This window comes from Streptomyces triticagri, from assembly GCF_003429565.1.
GTDB classification, from domain to species: domain Bacteria; phylum Actinomycetota; class Actinomycetes; order Streptomycetales; family Streptomycetaceae; genus Streptomyces; species Streptomyces triticagri.
This window is the reverse complement of sequence record NZ_QUAK01000234.1, coordinates 92342-110341: the sequence shown is the minus strand read 5'-3', so window position 1 is coordinate 110341 and position 18000 is coordinate 92342. Positions and strand designations below refer to the sequence as shown.

18 protein-coding genes are annotated in these 18000 nt (G+C 71.4%); 12 read left to right on the top strand and 6 right to left on the bottom strand.

What is annotated here, in order from left to right:
• Positions 1-16: 16 nt before the first annotated feature.
• From DY218_RS31830 to DY218_RS31820, 3 genes are read left to right on the top strand one after another with little or no spacing between them, the layout of a single operon-like run.
• Positions 17-925 (top strand): carbohydrate ABC transporter permease, encoded by a 909-nt coding sequence (locus tag DY218_RS31830; protein ID WP_128559640.1) that lies wholly within the window; start codon positions 17-19, stop codon positions 923-925.
• 2 nt (positions 926-927) lie between these two features.
• Positions 928-1875, top strand: coding sequence for a carbohydrate ABC transporter permease (locus tag DY218_RS31825; RefSeq protein ID WP_128559639.1), 948 nt, complete (start codon positions 928-930; stop codon positions 1873-1875).
• Between the two features lie 55 nt (positions 1876-1930).
• Positions 1931-3367 (top strand): family 43 glycosylhydrolase, encoded by a 1437-nt coding sequence (locus tag DY218_RS31820; protein WP_128559638.1) that lies wholly within the window; start codon positions 1931-1933, stop codon positions 3365-3367.
• Between the two features lie 69 nt (positions 3368-3436).
• Here DY218_RS31820 and DY218_RS31815 read toward each other — a convergent pair whose 3' ends face one another.
• The gene (locus DY218_RS31815; RefSeq protein ID WP_128559637.1) at positions 3437-4069 is read right to left on the bottom strand and encodes a TetR family transcriptional regulator; all 633 of its coding nucleotides are present in this window, start codon (positions 4067-4069) and stop codon (positions 3437-3439) included.
• Between the two features lie 110 nt (positions 4070-4179).
• On the opposite strand from DY218_RS31815, the gene DY218_RS34690 reads away from it, so the two are divergent.
• Both DY218_RS34690 and DY218_RS31810 read left to right on the top strand, forming a co-directional pair.
• Positions 4180-4341, top strand: coding sequence for a hypothetical protein (locus DY218_RS34690; RefSeq protein WP_199566918.1), 162 nt, complete (start codon positions 4180-4182; stop codon positions 4339-4341).
• A gap of 5 nt (positions 4342-4346) precedes the next feature.
• Positions 4347-4646 (top strand): DUF4190 domain-containing protein, encoded by a 300-nt coding sequence (locus DY218_RS31810; protein ID WP_128559636.1) that lies wholly within the window; start codon positions 4347-4349, stop codon positions 4644-4646.
• 30 nt (positions 4647-4676) lie between these two features.
• Here DY218_RS31810 and DY218_RS31805 read toward each other — a convergent pair whose 3' ends face one another.
• The 5 genes from DY218_RS31805 to DY218_RS31785 all read right to left on the bottom strand — a co-directional run bounded on the left by DY218_RS31805 (position 4677) and on the right by DY218_RS31785 (position 10734).
• A complete protein-coding gene (locus tag DY218_RS31805; protein ID WP_128559635.1) occupies positions 4677-5714 on the bottom strand; it encodes a hybrid-cluster NAD(P)-dependent oxidoreductase in 1038 nt (345 codons plus the stop codon).
• 19 nt (positions 5715-5733) lie between these two features.
• On the bottom strand, positions 5734-6993 hold the full coding sequence (locus DY218_RS31800) for an aromatic ring-hydroxylating oxygenase subunit alpha (RefSeq protein ID WP_128559634.1): 1260 nt from the start codon (positions 6991-6993) through the stop codon (positions 5734-5736).
• Positions 6990-9074: an oxidoreductase gene (locus DY218_RS31795; RefSeq protein ID WP_233522000.1), complete on the bottom strand. Its 2085-nt coding sequence runs from the start codon at positions 9072-9074 to the stop codon at positions 6990-6992. The genes DY218_RS31800 and DY218_RS31795 overlap by 4 nt, the downstream gene beginning before the upstream one ends.
• A 107-nt stretch (positions 9075-9181) precedes the next feature.
• The gene (locus tag DY218_RS31790) at positions 9182-9931 is read right to left on the bottom strand and encodes an IclR family transcriptional regulator (RefSeq protein ID WP_128559709.1); all 750 of its coding nucleotides are present in this window, start codon (positions 9929-9931) and stop codon (positions 9182-9184) included.
• A 92-nt stretch (positions 9932-10023) separates the two neighbouring features.
• Positions 10024-10734 (bottom strand): FadR/GntR family transcriptional regulator, encoded by a 711-nt coding sequence (locus DY218_RS31785; RefSeq protein WP_128559633.1) that lies wholly within the window; start codon positions 10732-10734, stop codon positions 10024-10026.
• 217 nt (positions 10735-10951) lie between these two features.
• Here DY218_RS31785 and DY218_RS31780 point away from each other — a divergent pair, with 217 nt between their 5' ends.
• From DY218_RS31780 to DY218_RS31750, 7 genes are all read left to right on the top strand, one after another.
• Complete coding sequence (locus tag DY218_RS31780; protein WP_199566917.1) at positions 10952-11866, top strand: aldose 1-epimerase family protein; 915 nt, start codon at positions 10952-10954, stop codon at positions 11864-11866.
• Between the two features lie 46 nt (positions 11867-11912).
• Positions 11913-13340, top strand: coding sequence for a sugar porter family MFS transporter (locus DY218_RS31775; RefSeq protein WP_128559631.1), 1428 nt, complete (start codon positions 11913-11915; stop codon positions 13338-13340).
• Positions 13337-14083, top strand: a complete 747-nt coding sequence (locus DY218_RS31770; protein WP_128559630.1) for an SDR family NAD(P)-dependent oxidoreductase — start codon at positions 13337-13339, stop codon at positions 14081-14083. Before DY218_RS31775 ends, DY218_RS31770 begins: the two co-directional genes overlap by 4 nt.
• A gap of 112 nt (positions 14084-14195) precedes the next feature.
• On the top strand, positions 14196-15341 hold the full coding sequence (dgoD, locus tag DY218_RS31765; protein WP_128559629.1) for a galactonate dehydratase: 1146 nt from the start codon (positions 14196-14198) through the stop codon (positions 15339-15341).
• A gap of 61 nt (positions 15342-15402) precedes the next feature.
• Positions 15403-16035 carry a bifunctional 4-hydroxy-2-oxoglutarate aldolase/2-dehydro-3-deoxy-phosphogluconate aldolase gene (locus DY218_RS31760; protein ID WP_128559628.1) on the top strand — a complete coding sequence of 211 codons (633 nt, stop codon included), beginning with the start codon at positions 15403-15405 and terminating at the stop codon, positions 16033-16035.
• On the top strand, positions 16032-16925 hold the full coding sequence (locus DY218_RS31755; RefSeq protein ID WP_128559627.1) for an SMP-30/gluconolactonase/LRE family protein: 894 nt from the start codon (positions 16032-16034) through the stop codon (positions 16923-16925). The genes DY218_RS31760 and DY218_RS31755 overlap by 4 nt, the downstream gene beginning before the upstream one ends.
• On the top strand, positions 16922-17878 hold the full coding sequence (locus DY218_RS31750) for a sugar kinase (RefSeq protein ID WP_267899397.1): 957 nt from the start codon (positions 16922-16924) through the stop codon (positions 17876-17878). The genes DY218_RS31755 and DY218_RS31750 overlap by 4 nt, the downstream gene beginning before the upstream one ends.
• Positions 17879-18000: the final 122 nt, after the last annotated feature.

Here is an 18000-nt window from a genome sequence, read left to right as displayed (position 1 = left end):
CCCCGCAGGAGGCACCATGACGTCCCCTCCCCGCGTCTCGCCCCGGTCGGCTTCCGGGCAGGTGCGGCGACTGTTCTCGCCCGGGCTGCTGTTCGCGCTGCCCTTCCTCGTGCTGTTCGCGGCCTTCATGATCTGGCCGCTCGGCCAGGGGCTGTGGATGAGCCTCACCGACACGTCGCTCTCGGCACACGCCCCGTCGTTCGTCGGCCTCGACAACTTCACCGAGGCCTTCAAGGACGCCGAGATGTGGCGGGCGCTCGGCCACACACTGTGGTTCACGGTGATCTCGACGGTGCCGCTGGTCGTGGTGGCGCTGGGCATGGCGCTGCTCGTGCACACCGGGCTGCCCGGCCAGTGGGTGTGGCGGCTCGCGTTCTTCGCGCCGTATCTGCTGCCCGTCGGTGTCATCGGTCTGCTGTGGCTGTGGCTGTACCAGCCCGATCTCGGCCTGTACAACCATCTTCTCGACTCGCTGGGGCTCGGCACGGTCGGCTGGCTGAGCGAGGAGTCGGTGGCGATGTGGGCCATCGCGCTGGCCACCCTGTGGTGGACGGTCGGCTTCAACTTCCTGCTGTATCTGGCCGCGTTGCAGTCGATCCCGGACCATCTCTACGAGGCCGCGGCCATCGACGGCGCCGGCGGCTGGCGACGCCTGTGGTCGGTGACGCTGCCGCAGCTGCGCCGTATCACCGTGGTGATCACCGTGCTGCAGATCCTGGCGTCGCTGAAGGTCTTCGACCAGGTGTATCTGCTGACCAAGGGCGGCCCGAACGGCTCGACCCGGCCGGTCGTCGAGTACATCTACGACGTCGGCTTCACCGGCTACCGCCTCGGCTACGCATCGGCGATCAGCTACATCTTCTTCGCGCTCGTGGTCCTCGCCTCCGCAGTCCAGTTCCTCGCCCTCCGCCGCCGGGAGAAGTGACCATGACCTCCACCGACACCGGATCCCGCGCCGCCGCTGCTCGCCAAGTCGCCCGTCCGATACGTCCGTTGCGGCCGCCGATGCGGCGACCGCAGTCCAGGACCCGTACGAATCTCACGCTCGGGGAGAGCCGCACCGCGCGCGTACTCGCGCTGACCGCGCTCACGATCGGGGCGCTGATCTGGCTGCTTCCGATGTCCTGGGCGCTGCTCACGGCCTTCAAGTCCGAGGCGGACGCGAGCGATCCGCTGAACTGGTTCTGGCCGGAGAACGGGTTCACGCTCGAGGGCTTCAGCGCGGTGTGGGAGCGCGGCGACCTGCCGCTGTGGATGCTGAACAGCCTCCTCATCGCGGCCGCGGTCACGGTGATCACGGTGCTCGTCTCGGCGATGGCGGGGTACGCCTTCTCGCGCACCCGATTCGCGGGCCGGCGCTGGCTGTTCGTGCTCACCGTCGCCGCCGTGCTCGTACCGCCGCAGATCCTGATCGTGCCGTGGTTCCAGCAGATGCTGTCGCTGCATCTGCTCGACACCTACGCGGCGGTGATCCTGCCGCAGACGGTCGCGCCCGCCATGGTGTTCATCCTGAAGAAGCACTTCGACTCGCTGCCGCAGGAGTTGGAGGAGGCGGCGCGGATCGACGGTGCCGGGCACTGGCGCATCTTCTGGTCGGTGCTGCTGCCGCTGTCCCGGCCGATGCTCGCCGCGGTGGCGATCTTCGTGTTCATCGGCGCCTGGAACAACTTCCTCTGGCCGTTCGTGTCCACCTCCGATCCGTCCCTGATGACGCTGCCCGTCGGCATCACGGCGGTGAAGGACGCGTACGGCATCCAGTACGCACAGTCGATGGCCTCGGCCGTGCTTGCCGCGCTGCCGCTCGTGGTGGTGTTCGTCTTCTTCCAGCGGCACATCGTGAAGTCGGTGGCGACGACGGGTCTCGGCGGTCAGTGAGGCCCACGCCCGCCCCTACGGAAGCAACTGGACATCCCGACATGAGGAGTCGCCCATGGGCCCCCGCCCCCGCTCCGTCCTGCTCACCGCCTTACTCGCCCTCCTGGTCGGCCTGCTGACCGCGCCGGGGGCCGTCGCGGAGAAGCCCGCGCCCGACGCCGCCGGGACCTTCCGCAATCCGCTGAACAGCGGCCCCGATCCCTTCATGGCGTACGCGAACGGCGCCTACCACCTCGCCACCACCCAGGGCGACAGCATCAAGATGTGGCGCTCGCCTTCGCTGTCCACGCTGCTCGCGGCCGACCCGGTCACCGTGTGGACGGACAGCGACCCGTCCCGCAACCAGCACATCTGGGCGCCGGAGTTCTACCACTTCGGCGACCGCTGGTACCTCTACTACACGGCCGACGACGGGGAGGACGACCACCATCGCCTGTACGTCCTGGAGTCCGAGGCGGACGACCCGGCGGGCCCGTACCACTTCAAGGCGAAGCTCGAACCGCCCAACCACACCGACACCTTCGCCATCGACCCGGGCATCCTGCAGCACGACGGCAAGCTCTATCTGGCGTACAGCGGCATCAACGCCTACCAGCACAACGGCCTCAACATCGCACCCATGTCCGACCCGTACACCGTCTCGGGAGACGCGGTGGCGATCGACGCCGCCGGAGGCTGCCCCGAGGTCCGCGAAGGGCCGGCGTTCCTCAACCGCAACGGCCGTACCTGGATGACGTATTCGGCCTGCGACACCGGAAAGCCCGACTACCAGGTGTGGATGATGTCGCTGCCGGACGACGCCGATCCACTGGTCCCCGGCAACTGGACCCAGCACGAAGGACCGGTCTTCTCCCGTGCCGACGACCGCGGGGTGTTCGGACCCGGCCACCACTCGTTCTTCAAGTCCCCCGACGGCAGCGAGGACTGGCTGATCCACCACGCCAAGACCACCGCCGAGAACACCTACACCGACCGCACCACCCGCGCCCAGAAGATCTCCTGGAACGCGGACGGCAGCCCGGACCTCGGCACACCGCTCGCCATGGGCGCCACCCAGGACCTGCCGGCGGGCGACCCGGGCTCCGGCAACCACTGGATCAACGACGACGGGCGCTCGAGCGGCGACGCCACGGTGGAGTACACGGGCAGCTGGAACTCGGGCACCGGCTGCGCGGCCCAGTGCTTCTGGGGCGACGACCACTGGAGCGACCAGGCCGGCAACACCGCGACGTTCCGGTTCACCGGCACCCGCATCGTGCTGCTCTCCGTGCAGGACACCGGCAACGGCATCGCGGCCGTCAGCGTCGACGGCGGTCCCGAGGAGCGCGTCGACTTCCACGGTCCGATCCGTACGGGCGAGACGGTGCAGTACCGCAGTCCGCGCCTGTCCCCCGGTCCGCACACCGTGCAGGTACGGGTGACCGGCGAGCACAACGACGCATCCACCGGCGCGTTCATCAGCATCGACCGGGCGGAGGTCTACACCGACTGAACCGGGCGGAGGTCTACGCGGACCGGGCGGAGGTCCGTACGGCTCGCAGCGGCGGCGGCAGCACCGGGCTCACGGAAGCCAGTGCTGCCGCCCCAGCTGCACCAGGCGCATCCGGTCCCGGGCCGTCTGCGCCACCTCGTCCGCGGGCGGCCCCTCGTCGAGGCGGGCGCTGAGGAACGAGCACGCGGTACCCACCATCTGGTCGACGAACAGCCCGGCCAGCATGCGCAGTTCGTCCCGGCTCCAGAGTTCCGCGCCCGGGTCGGCGCCCAGGGTGCCGGCCACCTCCTCGATGAAGCGGTCCAGTTCGCCGGCGATGGCCTGGCGCACCTCGCGCACCCCGCCGTGCCGCTCACTGGCGACGAATCGTACGTGCGCCGGGTGCTCGGCGACGTACTGCCGGATCAGCTCGACGGTCGTGTCGATGCGCTGCTGCGGCCCGTCCTGCTCGGCGAGCAGCACCTGTACGAGGTCGTGGAGACTGCCCAGGGCCTGCTCGACCAGGGCCACGCCCAGGTCGGGGATGTCGCGGAAGTGGCGGTAGAAGGCGGCCGGGGTGATGCCCACGGCACGGGTGACCTCCCGCAGGCCGAGGCTGGACAGGCTCTGCTCCTCCAGGAGTTCGAGCGCGGCGTCGAGCATGGCCTGGCGGGTCTGCTGCTTGCGGGCCTCCCGTGTCCCGGGGGCGGTGGTGCGGCTCATCACGGAGGTTGAGTAAACACTCGTTTGCCTTACGGCGCCAGCGCGCGTACGCTCCTTTTCAGTGAACAACTGTTACTACAACCGTTCACCGAAGAGGGGGATGCCTACCCATGATCATTCTCGTAGCGGCGATACTTCTGTTCGGCGTGGTGGTCGGCGCCGCGGCCCAACTGCCGGTGCCCGCAGCGCTGCTGGCGGGCGCCGTGCTCGCCACCTGGCTGCTCGTCTTCGCGGTCCGCGAGCGCCGGCCCGCGCGGCGGGCGGGGCGGTGAGCGCGATGACCGGGACGACCGAATCCACGGCGACCGCGCCCGTCTCCGCGGCGCCCACCACGCGCGCCCGCCGGGCCGCGAACGACTACGCGGTGGCGTCCTTCGTCACCGGCCTGACCGGACTGCTCGTCTTCAATCTGTTCCTCGGCCCGTGCGCCCTGATCTTCGGCACCCTCGCCCTGACCCGGGGGACCTCCCGCCGCGGCCGCGCCTGGCTCGGCATCGCGCTCGGCGTCGCGGATCTGGTCGTCCTGGCCGCACTGACCGCGGCCAACGGCACCCTGTCCTGGTCGACGGCGGGCTGACGGGTCACGCTTCCTCGATTCCGCCTCCGCCTACCCGTCGATCACCAGGTCGTCCAGGGGCTTCGAGCTGCACAGCAGGATCTTGTCCGCGGCGATCTCGCGGGGCCGGATGCCTCCGTTGTGCTGCATGTCGACCCTGCCCGAGAGCAGGGTCGTCTTGCAGGTGCCGCACATGCCCTGTGCGCACGAGGCCGGCAGCGTGATGCCGGCGCGCGAGGCGGCGGCGAGCACGGTGGTGGACGGGTCGCAGTCGACGGTACGGCCGGTGCGGGCGAACTCCACCTTGAACGCCGTCCGGCCGGTGGCCCCTTCAGGCGCGGTGCCGGCCGCGGGCTCGAAGGTGAAACTCTCCTCGTGGTAGCGCGCCGGCGGGAATCCGGTGGCCGACAGCATGTCCCGTACCGACTCCATGTAGCCGCCCGGCCCGCAGGTGAAGACCTCGCGCTCCAGGAGGTCGGGCGCGAGCTCCTGGAGCAGCGCGGCACTCAGCTGCTCACCGCGGTCGTCCAGCAGGTGGGTGACCCGGATGTGCGGAGCCACCGTCGCGATGAACTCGAGTTCCCGGCGGAAGATGATGTCGTCGAAGCTGCGGGCGCTGTGCACGAACACCACGTCCACGGCATGGGCCAGGTCGTACAGCGCGCGGGTCATGGACATCAGCGGTGTCACCCCGCTGCCGGCCGACAGGAAGAGGTACTTCGGCGCCGGATGCCGGGCGATGGAGAAGTCGCCGAGCGGGCCACGCGCCCACACCGTGCCGCCCGGGACCAGGTGGTCGTGCAGCCAGTTGGACACGAGCCCGCCGGGGACTCGCTTCACCGTGATCGTCAGCAGGTCGGGGCGGGTCGGCGGGGACGAGATGGTGTAGCAGCGCTCGACCTGTGCGCCGTCGATGTCGAGGAGCAGCGTGAGGAACTGCCCGGGGTCGTGCCGGAAGAGCCGGGGCTCGGTCGGTTCGAGCGCGAAGGTGCGGACATCCGCGGTGGCGTCGTGGATCTGCCGGCACACCAGGAGTCCGTCGGCCCAGGCGGGCGGCGGGGTCCCGGCGGGCCGCGTCGCTGTCGTCATGGCCCCTCCTGCGGAGTCGTCATGGCCCCTCCTGGAGATACGCGCTCAGGCGGTTGATGTACCACCGGACGAAGTCCTCGACCTGGGACTCGGTGGGACTGTACGGGCCGGGGACGTAGGCGGGGTCGCCGATGCCGGCCTGGGCGCGGGCGACGAAGACCGCGTCCTGTTCATTGGTGACCTCCCAGACGTTCGTGAGCGCGTCGAGGTCGTAGTCCACGCCCTCCTCGGCGTCGGCGTGCACCAGCCAGGTGGTGCGTACCAGGGTCCGGTCCGCGGCGAGCGGGATCACCGAGAAGGTCACCGCGTGGTCCGCGGCGCAGTGGAACCAGGCGTTGGGCTGCAGATGGAGGCCCAGGTGGCCGAGGCGGGCGGTGGGGAAGTCGGCGAGCAGCCGCCGGACCGCCGCCTTGCCGTCCTCGGTGAAGGACTCCCCCGCGAGGTCGAGCGGCTCGCGCTCGACCCGGAATCCGGTGGGCCGCTCGACCAGGTCCTCGACGGCGGCGTACGGCAGACCCAGTGACTCGAATGCGGCGCGTGCGGCGGCGTCGGCCTGCAGGAACCGCTCGTAGGTCGGGCGCAGTGCGGGCGGTACGTCGCCTTCGGCGAAGTTGTACAACGGGAAGTAGCAGCGCTGGAGTTCGGGGTGCCCGGCGCAGTGGTAGCACTCCCGGTTGTTCTCCATGGTGAGTTTCCAGTTGGCGTGCTCGATCAGATCGACCTGTCTGGCCACCTTGGCGTGCCGCAGTCGGTGCGGGGCGAGGTAGGGCGTCACCTGTGCGGCGAAGTCGTCGAAGTCGGCCGGGGGCCGGTCGGCGAGGCAGAGGAAGACGAGGCCGGCGACGGCGCGCACCTGGACGGTCCGCAGGCCGAAGCAGGTGGGGTCGAAGCCCGGCTCCTGCGAGGCGGCGTGCAGCAGTCTGCCGTCGACGCCGTACGTCCAGTGGTGGTAGCCGCAGACGATGGTGCCGACGGAGCCGCGCGGCTCGTTCAGGATGCGGGCGCCGCGATGCCGGCAGACGTTGTGGAAGGCCCGCACCTCTTCGTCGTCGTCGCGTACGACGATCACGGAGTACGGCCCGACGGTGACGGTGACGTAGTCGCCCGGCTCGGGGACCTCGGCTTCCGTCGCGGCGAAGATCCAGCTGCGGGCGAACACGGCCTCGATGTCGAGGGCGAAGAACTCCTCGCCCACGTAGAAGGGCGCTTCGAGACTGCGGCCGGGGACGCGTCGTGCGACGAGTTCGGCGGCGGGTGTGACGAGGGCGGTTGTGGTCATCTCGTCCCTCCGGTGGTTCGTCGGACGGGCAGGCACAGGCGCAGCGCGTCGTACACGGCTGCGTGGATGTTGCGGCTGGTGACCGCGTCGCCGATGCGGAACAGCTGGTACCGCCCCGACTCATTGCGGACCACGGTCTGTGGCTCGTGGGCGAGGAGAGCCCGGTGGTCGACCTCGCCGAGATTGCTGGAGCCTGCGAGCAGTGCGGTGTACAGCTCGTCGTTGGGCAGGGTGCCGTGCTCGACGACGACATGGTCGACGTCCTGCTCGGTCTCGGTGCGGGTGTATTCGCTGTACAGGGTGGCGGTGAGCCGCCCGCCGGCCGCTCGGCGCACCGATCGGAGCCGCCGGGCGAGGGTGGTGGTGACGCCGTGCTCGGCGAACACCTCGAGATACGCAGGGGAGTTCATGCTGCCGACGTCCGGTGCGAGCATGCGCTCCGGTGTGACGTGGTGCAGTCGGACGCCGGTCGGGGCGAGCAGTTCGACGGCGTCCATCGCGGGGTGGCCGCCGTGGTCGTCGTAGATCAGCACCTCGTCCGTGCTCCGGGGCCGCAGGGATCCGGACATCACGTCCCAGGTGTCGGCGACGAGGTCGGCCCCGGCGGTCAGGAAGGACCGGTCGGGCAGGCCGCCGGTGGCGATCAGGACCAGTTCGGGGTCCTCGGCCAGCACGTCACGGGACTCGGCGTACGTGCCGAGCCGCAGATCGACGCCGAGGTGCTTGCACTCGGCGACCCGCCAGTCGACGATGCCGAGGAGATCGCGGCGGCGCGGGTTGGCAGCGGCGAGCCGGATCTGCCCGCCGGGGGCGTCGCCGGCCTCGAACAGGACCACTCGGTGGCCCCGTTCGCCGAGGACACGTGCGGCTTCCAGGCCTGCCGGACCTGCCCCTACGACCACGGCCTTCGCGCGGGGTCCGGTGGCCGGCTCGATGATGTGCGGCAGCTGGAGTTCGCGCCCGGTGGCCGGGTTGTGGATGCACTTGCTGTCGCCGGAGTCGTAGATCGCGTCCAGGCAGTAACTCGCCCCGACGCAGGGCCTGATGCGGTCCTCCTGGCCGGCGGCGACCTTGGCCACCAGATGGGGGTCGGCGATCTGGGCGCGGGTCATCCCGACGAGATCGACCAGGCCTTCGCGCAGGGCGTGCCGCGCGGTGGCGGGGTCGGCGATGCGCGCCGCGTGCATCACGGGCACGTCGAGGCGGCGCCGTATCGCGCCGGTGAAGTCCAGGAACGAGCCGAGCGGTGTGCCGATCGTCGGGATCGTCCTGGCCAGCGAGGCGTCGCTCTCGATGGAGCCGCGGATCGCGCTGATGAAGTCGATCCCGGCGGCGCTGAACTGCCGGGCGGCGGCGACCGCATCGTCGAAGGTCAGTCCCTCGGGATGGTCCTCGTCGAAGGCCATCCGGATGCCGAACACGAAGTCCGGGCCGACCGCTTCCCGTACGGCGCGGATCACCCGGAGCGGGAAGGCGGTGCGGTGCTCGAGGCTGCCGCCGAGCCCGTCGTCGCGGTGGTTGGTGAGCGGCGAGAGGAAGCTGTCCAGGAAGTGGCCGTACGCCTGGAGTTCGATGCCGTCGAGTCCGCCCTCGCGGCAACGCACCGCGGCCGCCGCGTAGTCGGCGACGATGCGCTCGAGGTCCCACGGTTCGGCGGCCTTGGGGAACGAGCGGTGTGCGGGCTCGCGCAGCGGGGACGCGGACACCAGCGGCAGCCAGTCGCCTGTGTAGTTGCTGGTGCGGCGCCCGAGGTGGGTGACCTGGCACATGACGGCCGCTCCGGCGCCGTGCACGTCGTCGGTGAGGCGCCGCAGCCACGGCACGATGTCGTCGCGGTGCAGCCGCAGATTGCCGAACGACGGCGGGCTGTCCGGTGAGACGACCGCGGAGCCGCCGATCATCGTGAGTCCGACGCCGCCGCGGGCCTTCTCCAAGTGGTATGCGCGATAGCGGTCCTTGGGCAGGCCGTCCTCGCCGTAGGCCGGTTCGTGGGAGGTGCTGACCACGCGGTTGCGCAGGGTGAGGTGCTTCAGCCGGAAGGGCTGGAGCAGGGGATCCATGGTCGCGGTGAGTGTGCGCACATCTGCTCCCGGAGAACTCCGCGAGTTTCGCTATGCGAAACAGAGTCGCTATACGAGACAAATGTGGAGCCTGCCGAAGTCCCCCGTCAACCCTTTTCGGAGACGGATCAGCCGCGCCGGAGATAGCCCTTGCGCCAGGAGATCTTGTCGCCGGCCGCCACCAGCTTCTCGGCCAGCGCGGAGATGGTGTGGTCGTTGATCCGGAAGGTCGGCCCGGAGAGCGTCACGGCGGCAACCACCTCGCCGTTCAGGGAGCGTACGGGAGCGGACAGTGCGGCGAGACCGATCTCGTGCTCCTCGCTCGCCACCCCGTATCCGAGTTCTCGTACGGTCTCCAACTGCTCCTTCAGGAGCGCCGGGTCCGTGACCGTGTGCTCGGTGTACTCCTCGAGCGGCTGCGCCAGGATCTCGGCAAGCTCGTCCTGCGGAAGGTGCGCGAGGAAGACCTTCCCCGCCGATGTGGCGTGCAGGGGCGTGCGCTTGCCGACCCAGTCGATGCTGGTGATGGCGGCATTGCCGATGACCTGGTCGATGCTGACGACCTCCGCCCCGTCGTGCACCGCCAGATTGACCGTCTCCCCCGCGGCCTCGGCGAGCTCCTGGCAGACCGGGCGGCTGAGCAGGGACAGGTCGTCGCCCTTGGTGACACCGCCGGCCAGTTCGACCACCGTGTAGCCGATGCGGTAGCGCCCGCGTCCGCCGTCGCGCTCGACGAGACCGCGCGCCTCCAGGGTCGCGAGCAGCCGGAACACACTGGACTTGTGGATCTCCAGGGCCCCGGCGATGTCGGTCACGCCGGACGGTCCGCGCGCCGCGAGGACTTGCAGGATCGAGACCGCCCGATCCACCGACTGCACCGCCGTGTCCCGCTTCCGACCTTTGCCGCCCATGCAGGGAGCGTAACGGAGGGCCTCGAGTGACCTACGGGACCCGATTCGGGGGGGCGCTCCTAAGGAGCGTCCACGTCCCCGACCGCCACGCCCAGATCGGTCTCGGCCTTGGCGAGGAGCTCGACCATCGCCGCGGTCGCGCCGTCCGCGTCGCGGCGCCGGATCGCCTCCAGGACCGCGCGGTGGCTCGGCACCGGGTCGTCGGCGGCGTCCGGGTAGGCGTGCACGATGCTGTCCCGGGCGCGCAGGGCCGGCTCCATCAGTTCGTGCAGACGGGCCAGCATCTCGTTCCCCGAGGCGGCGAGCAGCGCGCGATGGAACTCCGCGTCGGCCGATGCGGCGGCGGCGATGTCCGTGCCCGCATGCGCCATGGCATCGAGTGCCGCGTCGAGCGCGCGCAGATCGTCGTCCGTACGGCGCTCCGCGGCGCGGCGCACCGCGGCGGGCTCCACGATGCCGCGCATCTCGGCCAAGTCACGCAGGACGACGGCCGCTTCGCCGCCGTCGACGCGCCAGCGGATGACGTCGGCGTCCAGCACGTTCCACTCGCTGCGCGCCCGGACATACGTGCCCCGCTTCTGCCGGGAAGCCACAAGTCCCTTACTGGCGAGCACCTTGAGCGATTCCCGGATGACCGTGAGGCTCACGTCGAGTTCGGTGACGAGGGAGCGCGGGTCGAGAGTGGCGCCCTCGCCGACCTGACCGGCCACCACACGGGCGCCCAGGGTCTCGACCACCGCGCCGTGGATACCGCGTCCCGCGTAGGACATCGACTGCTCCCCCTCGACCTGCTCACGCCGGCCGACGACCGGACTCGCTTCGCCAACTTTATTTCCTAATTTTTTTGACAGCAAGGCCGCACCCCTCTCGACAGAACATTAATTATGAATAATGCTGGGCTCGCCTCGCGGCCTCGGCCACCGCTCCGTCCGCGAGACCGCCCACCCGTATCCGCACCACAGGTCCCGCACCAGTGAGGACACCGTCTTGAGCCACCGCACCTTCCTGCCCCGCTCGGGAGAGCAGCTCACGCTCCGGGCGGGCCCGTACCGGGCGACGGTCACCACCGTGGGCGCCACACTCCGCGAACTGGACCATGCGGACCGGCCGTTGATCCTGCGCTTCGACGCGGACGAGCCGGCCCCCGCGGCGCACGGCCAGCTCCTCGCCCCCTGGCCCAACCGGCTGCCGGACGGCCGCTACGCCTTCGACGGACACACGCTCGGACTCGCGCTCGACGAGCAGGAGCCCCCGTCCGCCCTGCACGGCCTGGTGCGATGGGAGACCTGGACGGTGGCCGAGCGGGCGGCAGATCGCGTACGGCTCACGCTGCTGCTCGGGGCACGCCCCGGCTATCCGTGGCCCCTGGAGCTCACCGCCGCCTACGCCCTCGACCCGGACGAGGGACTGCGGGTCACCGTCACCGCCCGGAACGCCGGCGGGCACCGCGCCCCGTACGGCCTCGGCGCACACCCCTACCTGACCGCGGGCAGCCCGCTCGGCGACTGCACCCTGGAGGTCCCCGCCGGCCGCGCCCTGTACCCGGACGCCCGTCTGCGCCCCGACGGACCACCCCGCCAACTGGCCGGAACCAGCGAGGACTTCCGCACCGCGCGACCGGTGGGCGACACGGTCCTCAATCACTCGTACACCGATCTGGTACGCGACATCGACGGACGCACCCGGGTCACCCTGCGCTCCCCGGACGGGCCGGGCGTGACCCTGTGGGCCGACGCGCGGCACCCCTGGCTGCAGCTCTACACCGCGGACCACTTCGGCCGACCCGGCCTCGCCGTCGAACCCATGACCTGCCCACCCGGCGCGCTCGCCTCCGGCGACGACCTCGCCGTACTCGCCCCCGGCGACCAGCACACGGCCACCTGGGGCATCCGCACCGCGTGACCCCGCACGCCACACCCCCGACCCCCGCAAGAAGGCACGGCACTTCATGTCCCACATACCGACCACCGCGACCGCCGCGGCAGACCCCAAGTCGCCACCCCCACTGGCCCATGTCGTCTTCATCGCGGCCGCCGCGGCCATGGGCGGCTTCCTCTTCGGATACGACAGCTCCGTCATCAACGGCGCCGTCGAGGCCGTACGGGACCGCTACGACGTCGGCTCCGCCGCACTGGCCCAGGTCATCGCCATCGCCCTGATCGGCTCGGCGATCGGTGCCACCGTCGCAGGCCGCATCGCCGACCGCATCGGGCGCATCCCGTGCATGCGGATCGCGGCCGGCCTCTTCACCGTCAGCTCGATCGGCTCCGCGCTGCCCACCGGCCTGTGGGACCTCTCCGCCTGGCGGGTGGTCGGCGGCTTCGGCATCGGCATGGCCTCGGTGATCGGGCCCGCCTACATCGCGGAGGTCGCACCGGCCGCCTACCGCGGACGCCTCGCCGCCTTCCAGCAGGCCGCGATCGTTCTCGGTATCGCCGTGTCCCAGCTGGTGAACTGGCTGATCCTGAATCTCGCCGACGGCGACCAGCGCGGCGAGCTGGCCGGGCTCGAGGCCTGGCAGTGGATGCTCGGCGTGATGGTCCTCCCGTCACTCCTGTACGGCGTGCTGTCCTTCCTGATTCCCGAGTCGCCCCGCTATCTGGTGTCCGTCGGGAAGACCACCGAGGCCCGTGCCGTCCTCGCCCGGGTCGAGGCTCCCGGCACATCGCTCGACGCACGGGTCACGGAGATCGCCGACACCATGGGCCGGGAGACCCGGTCCGCCTTCCGTGATCTGCGCGGTGCGGTGCTCGGCCTGCGCGGGATCGTATGGGTCGGCATCGGCATGGCACTCTTCCAGCAACTGGTGGGCATCAACGTCGCGTTCTACTACTCCGCGACGCTCTGGCAGTCGGTGGGTGTCGATCCCAGCAGCTCGTTCTTCTACTCGTTCACCACGTCGATCATCAACATCGTCGGTACGGTCCTCGCGATGCTCCTCGTGGACCGGGTGGGCCGCAAACCGCTCGTCCTCGCGGGCTCCGCCGGTATGACGGTGGCGCTCGGCTGCGTGGCCTGGGCGTTCTCCGCTGATCTGGTGCACGGCCGGCTGCCGCACGCCCAAGGTCTTGTCGCGCTGATCGCCGCCCATGTGTTCGTGCTCTGCTTCGCCTCGTCGTGGGGTGTGGTGCTCTGGGTGATGCTCGGCGAGATGTTCCCCTCGTCCATCCGCGCCGCCGCCCTGGGCCTCTCCTCGGCCACCGTGTGGGTCGCCAACTGGGTGGTCACCGCGACGTTCCCCAGCATGTCGGACTGGAGTCTGTCCGGCACGTACATCATCTACACGGCCTTCGCCGCACTGTCGCTGCCCTTCGCCGCCAAGTTCGTGCAGGAGACGAAGGGCCGGAGCCTCGAAGAGATGGGACGCCAGGAATGAAGAGATTCGACGGCCGGGTCGCGATCGTCACCGGAGCCGCCGCGGGGATCGGCGCCGCCACGGCCGAACGGCTCGCCGCCGAAGGCGCGGCCGTGGTCGTCGCCGACATCGCCGAGGGCGGCGCGCGGGTGGCCGCGGGCATCCAAGAGGCCGGTGGCCGGGCGGAGTTCGTCCGGGGTGACGTGGCCGATGAGGCGGACTGGGACCGACTGGTCGCGGCCGCGCACCGCTTCGGTCCTGTGGGTGTGCTGGTGTGCAACGCCTACACCGTCGAGGTGGCCGCCGCGGACCGGATGAGCCGTGCCTCCTGGGACCGGCAGCTGTCGGTGAACCTCACGGGAGCGTTCCTCGGGGTCAAGGCGGCGCTGCCGGACATGACCGAACACGGCGGCAGCGTGGTCCTCACCTCCTCCGTGCACGCCCGCATGGGCCTGCCGGGCCGTCCCGCCTATGCGGCGTCCAAGGGCGCGCTGCTGTCCCTGTGCGGCCAGTTGGCCGTGGAGTACGGGCCCCGGGTGCGGGTGAACGCCGTACTGCCGGGCCCGATTCTCACCGCCGCCTGGGAGGGCATCGGCGAGGAGGACCGCGCGGCGAGCGTGGCCGGTACGGCCGCCGGGCGCTTCGGCACTCCCGATGAGGTCGCCGCCTCGATCGCCTTCCTGGCGTCCGACGAGGCCGCGTACGTGACCGGGACGAGTCTGGTCGTGGACGGCGGCTGGAGTGTCCTCAAGGAGTCGTCGTGAGCACCTCGCCGCACGTGCCGAGCACCTCGCAGCAGCAGTCCCCCATGTCCGAAGCATCGCGATCCGAAGCACCGGGATCCGAAGCACCGCGCGGAAGGCCGGCCTCCACACGATGAAGATCACCCGTATCGAGACGTTCCAGGTGCCGCCGCGCTGGCTGTTCTGCCGCGTCGAGACCGACGAGGGTCTCGTCGGCTGGGGCGAGCCCGTGGTCGAGGGGCGGGCCGAGGTGGTCCGTACGGCCGTCGAGGTGCTGTCCGAGTACCTCGTCGGGCAGGACCCTGCGCGGATCCAGGACCACTGGCAGGTGATGACCAAGGGCGGCTTCTACCGGGGCGGGCCGGTGCTCTCCAGCGCCGTGGCCGGTCTCGACCAGGCGCTGTGGGACATCGCGGGCAAACGGCACGGCGTGCCGGTGCACACCCTGCTCGGCGGCCCGGTGCGCGACGCGGTCCGGGTGTACGCCTGGGTGGGCGGCGACGAGCCCGCGCAGCTGGCGGAGCACATCGAGGCGCAGGTGGAGGCCGGCTTCACCGCGGTGAAGATGAACGCCTCAGGGCGGATCTCTCCCCTGCCGACGGCCGCCGAGACGGCCGCCGTCGTCGAGCGGGTGTCCACGGCCCGTGACGCGCTCGGCTGGGACCGGGATGTGGCGATCGACTTCCACGGCCGGTTCACCCCGGCCGGGGCGCGGCGCGTCCTGGAGCGGATCGCGCCGCTGCACCCGCTGTTCGCCGAGGAGCCGCTGCTGCCCGAGCACACCCACGTACTGCCCCGGCTTGTCGAGGCGTCCACGGTCCCGGTCGCGACGGGTGAACGGCTCTACGGCCGTGCGGAGTTCCTGCCCGCCCTGCAGTCGGGGATCGCCGTGGCACAGCCCGATCTGTCGCATGCGGGCGGCATCTCGGAGGTGCACCGGATCGCCTCGCTCGCCGACACCTTCGGCGCACAGCTCGCCCCGCACTGCCCGCTCGGGCCGATCTCTTTGGCGTCAAGTCTCCAAGTCGCTTTCTCCACACCCAACTTCCTCATCCAGGAGCAGAGTCTCGGCATCCACTACAACAAGGACGCCGATCTCCTCTCGTACGTGATGGACCCGGCGCCGTTCCGCTTCACCGGCGGTCAGGCCCATCGGACCGAACTGCCGGGCCTGGGCGTGCTTGTGGACGAGGAGGCGGTACGGGCAGCCGACGCGAGCACCGCCGCCTGGCGCAATCCGGTCTGGCGCCATCCCGACGGCGGCTTCGCCGAATGGTGAGTCGTCGCATCCCCTCGCCCCGCCGAACTCCCTTGCCGCACCCCCTTGGAAGGACCGATCCGTGGAACTCATAGCCGCACTCCGCGAGCGACGGCTGCTCGCCATCGTGCGCGGCCACGACCCCGAGGCACAGCTGTCCACCGTCCTGGCCCTCGCCGATGAGGGAGTGGACCTGATCGAGGTGTCCCTGTCCGGGACCGGCGCGCTCGATGTCATCGCGCGGGCGCGTGCGGCGCTCGGGCCTTCGGCGCCGCTGGGCGCGGGCACGGTGCTGAGCGCCGCCGACGCCCGTGCCGCGGCGCGTGCCGGTGCGGACTTCGTCGTCACGCCCGGGATCGGCAACGGGGTGGCCGAGGCGCGCGCCCTCGGACTCCCGGTCCTCGCCGGGGTGTTGACGCCGACCGAGGTGATGGCCGCCGCGGACGCGGGCGCGGTGGGCGCGAAGCTCTTTCCGGCCGCCCAGGCGGGCGGTCCGGATGCTCTCCGGGCGCTGCGTGCACCGTTCCCCGACATTCCGTTCGTTCCCGTCGGCGGCATCGGACCCGGCACCGCCGCCGCATATCTCGCCGCCGGTGCGACCGCGGTCGGTGTCGGATCGCCGCTGATCGGCGACGCGGCCGACGGCGGTGATCTCGATGCCCTGCGCATTCGGGCGCGGGAGCTGCGGGCAGCCGTCGAGGAGGGCGCCGAGTGACCGCCGCCGGAACGGACGACGTCCGTACGTGTGCGACCGATCGGCTCGAACTGGGCGAGGGCCCGCGGTGGACGGCCGGACGCCTCGTCCTGACCGACATCCTCAGCGGGCGCCTGTTGACCGTACGGGACGGGCCGGCCGGCGCCGCCGCACCGCTGGCCGAACTGGCCAGGCTGCAGGTGCCGTTGGGCGCCGTCGCCCCCGTGGAGGGCACCCACGGGCGGTGGATCGCCGCCGCGGGCACGGGCGTCTGTCTCCTGGATCCCGGCCGGGACCCGCGGTGGCTGCCGACGCCTCACGAGGACGCCCCGGCGAGCGTGCGGATGAATGACGGTGCCGCCGACCCGGCGGGCCGCTTCTGGGCCGGCTTGATGCGCTACGACGCGGCACCCGGCGGCGGCGCCCTGCTCCGCGTGGATCCCGACGGATCCGTGCACCGCGTCCTCGAGGGCCTCACCGTGCCCAACGGCCCGGTCTTCGACGCCGAGGGCCGCACGATGTATCTGGCCGACAGCGCCCGGGGGTTGATCCTGCGCCACCGGATCGATCCGCGTACCGGAGATCCCGGCCCGTCCGACGTCTTCGCGACCGTGGACGCCGGCAGTCCCGACGGGATGGCCGTGGACCGGGACGGGGCGGTGTGGAGTGCCGTGTGGGGCGGTGGCGTACTCCACCGCCGTCTGCCGGACGGAACACTCGACCGGATCGTACGGGTGCCCGTCGCCCAGCCGGCCGGGCTGTGCCTCGGCGGCCCCGACGGACGCACCTTGTACGTCACCAGTGCCCGGATCGGCCTCACGGCTCCGGGCCCACTGGACGGTGCGCTGCTCGCGCTGCGCGTCGACGTACCGGGGCCGCCGGCGCACCCCTACCGCGGCGGCGAGCCGTGACGGGCGGCGTTCACCTGGCGTGCCTCGGCGAGTCGATGGTCTCGCTCGCTCCCACGCCCGCCGGCCCCCTGGCCGCAGCGGACACCCTGGCGGTCCGGGTGGCCGGCGCCGAGTCCAACGTCGCCTGCTACGCGGCCGCGTACGGAGTGCCGACCCGCTGGGTGTCGGCCGTGGGGGACGATCCCTTCGGGGCCCGGGTACGGGAAGCGGTCGCGGCCCACGGCGTGGAGGTGCAGGGCGTACGGGTCGATCCGGACCGGCCGACGGGGCTGATGGTGAAGGACCCGGCGCCGGAGAGGACCAGGGTCCGCTACCACCGGACGGGATCCGCCGCGTCGGCCATGGGCCCCGAGGCACTGGACCGGGCCTGGCCGGCGGAGGTGCTGCACCTCAGCGGCATCACACCGGCCCTGTCGGCGAGTTGTCGCGAGCTGGTGGAGTGCGCGCTGCGGCCCGACCGGCCGGGCCTGGTGAGTTTCGACGTGAACCACCGGCCCGCGCTGTGGCCGGGTCGGCGTCCTGCGGAGCTGCTGCGGTCGCTCGCCGACCGGGCCGACCTGGTGTTCGTGGGCCTGGACGAGGCACAGGCGCTGTGGGGCGCCGGTGTCCGTACCGCGCACGACGTGCGTGCGCTGCTGCCCTCGCCACGCATCCTCGTGGTCAAGGACGGGGCACGGGAGGTGACGGCGTTCCAGGGCGGGGAGGCCGTGGTGGTGCCCGCGCTGCGCGTCGCCGTCGTGGAGCCGGTGGGTGCCGGCGATGCGTTCGCCGCGGGGTTCCTGAGCGGCCGGCATCAGGGCCTGCCACTCCAACAGGCCCTGCGCCTGGGCCACTTGACCGCCGCATCGGCACTGCGGGTGACCGGCGACCTCGGCCCGCTGGTGGCCGAGGCCGAGCGTGGCCGGCTGCTCGCAGCGGACGAGGGGACGTGGGCACGGGCCGTACTGGACTGAGGGATCGGCGCACGCGCCGACGAGCACACCGGACCGGGGGCGGGCGACCGTCCCCGGTCCGGCATGCCCGCGTGCGCGGCATGTGCGAGCGCCCGCCTCCCTCGGCCTCACCCGAGCGACTT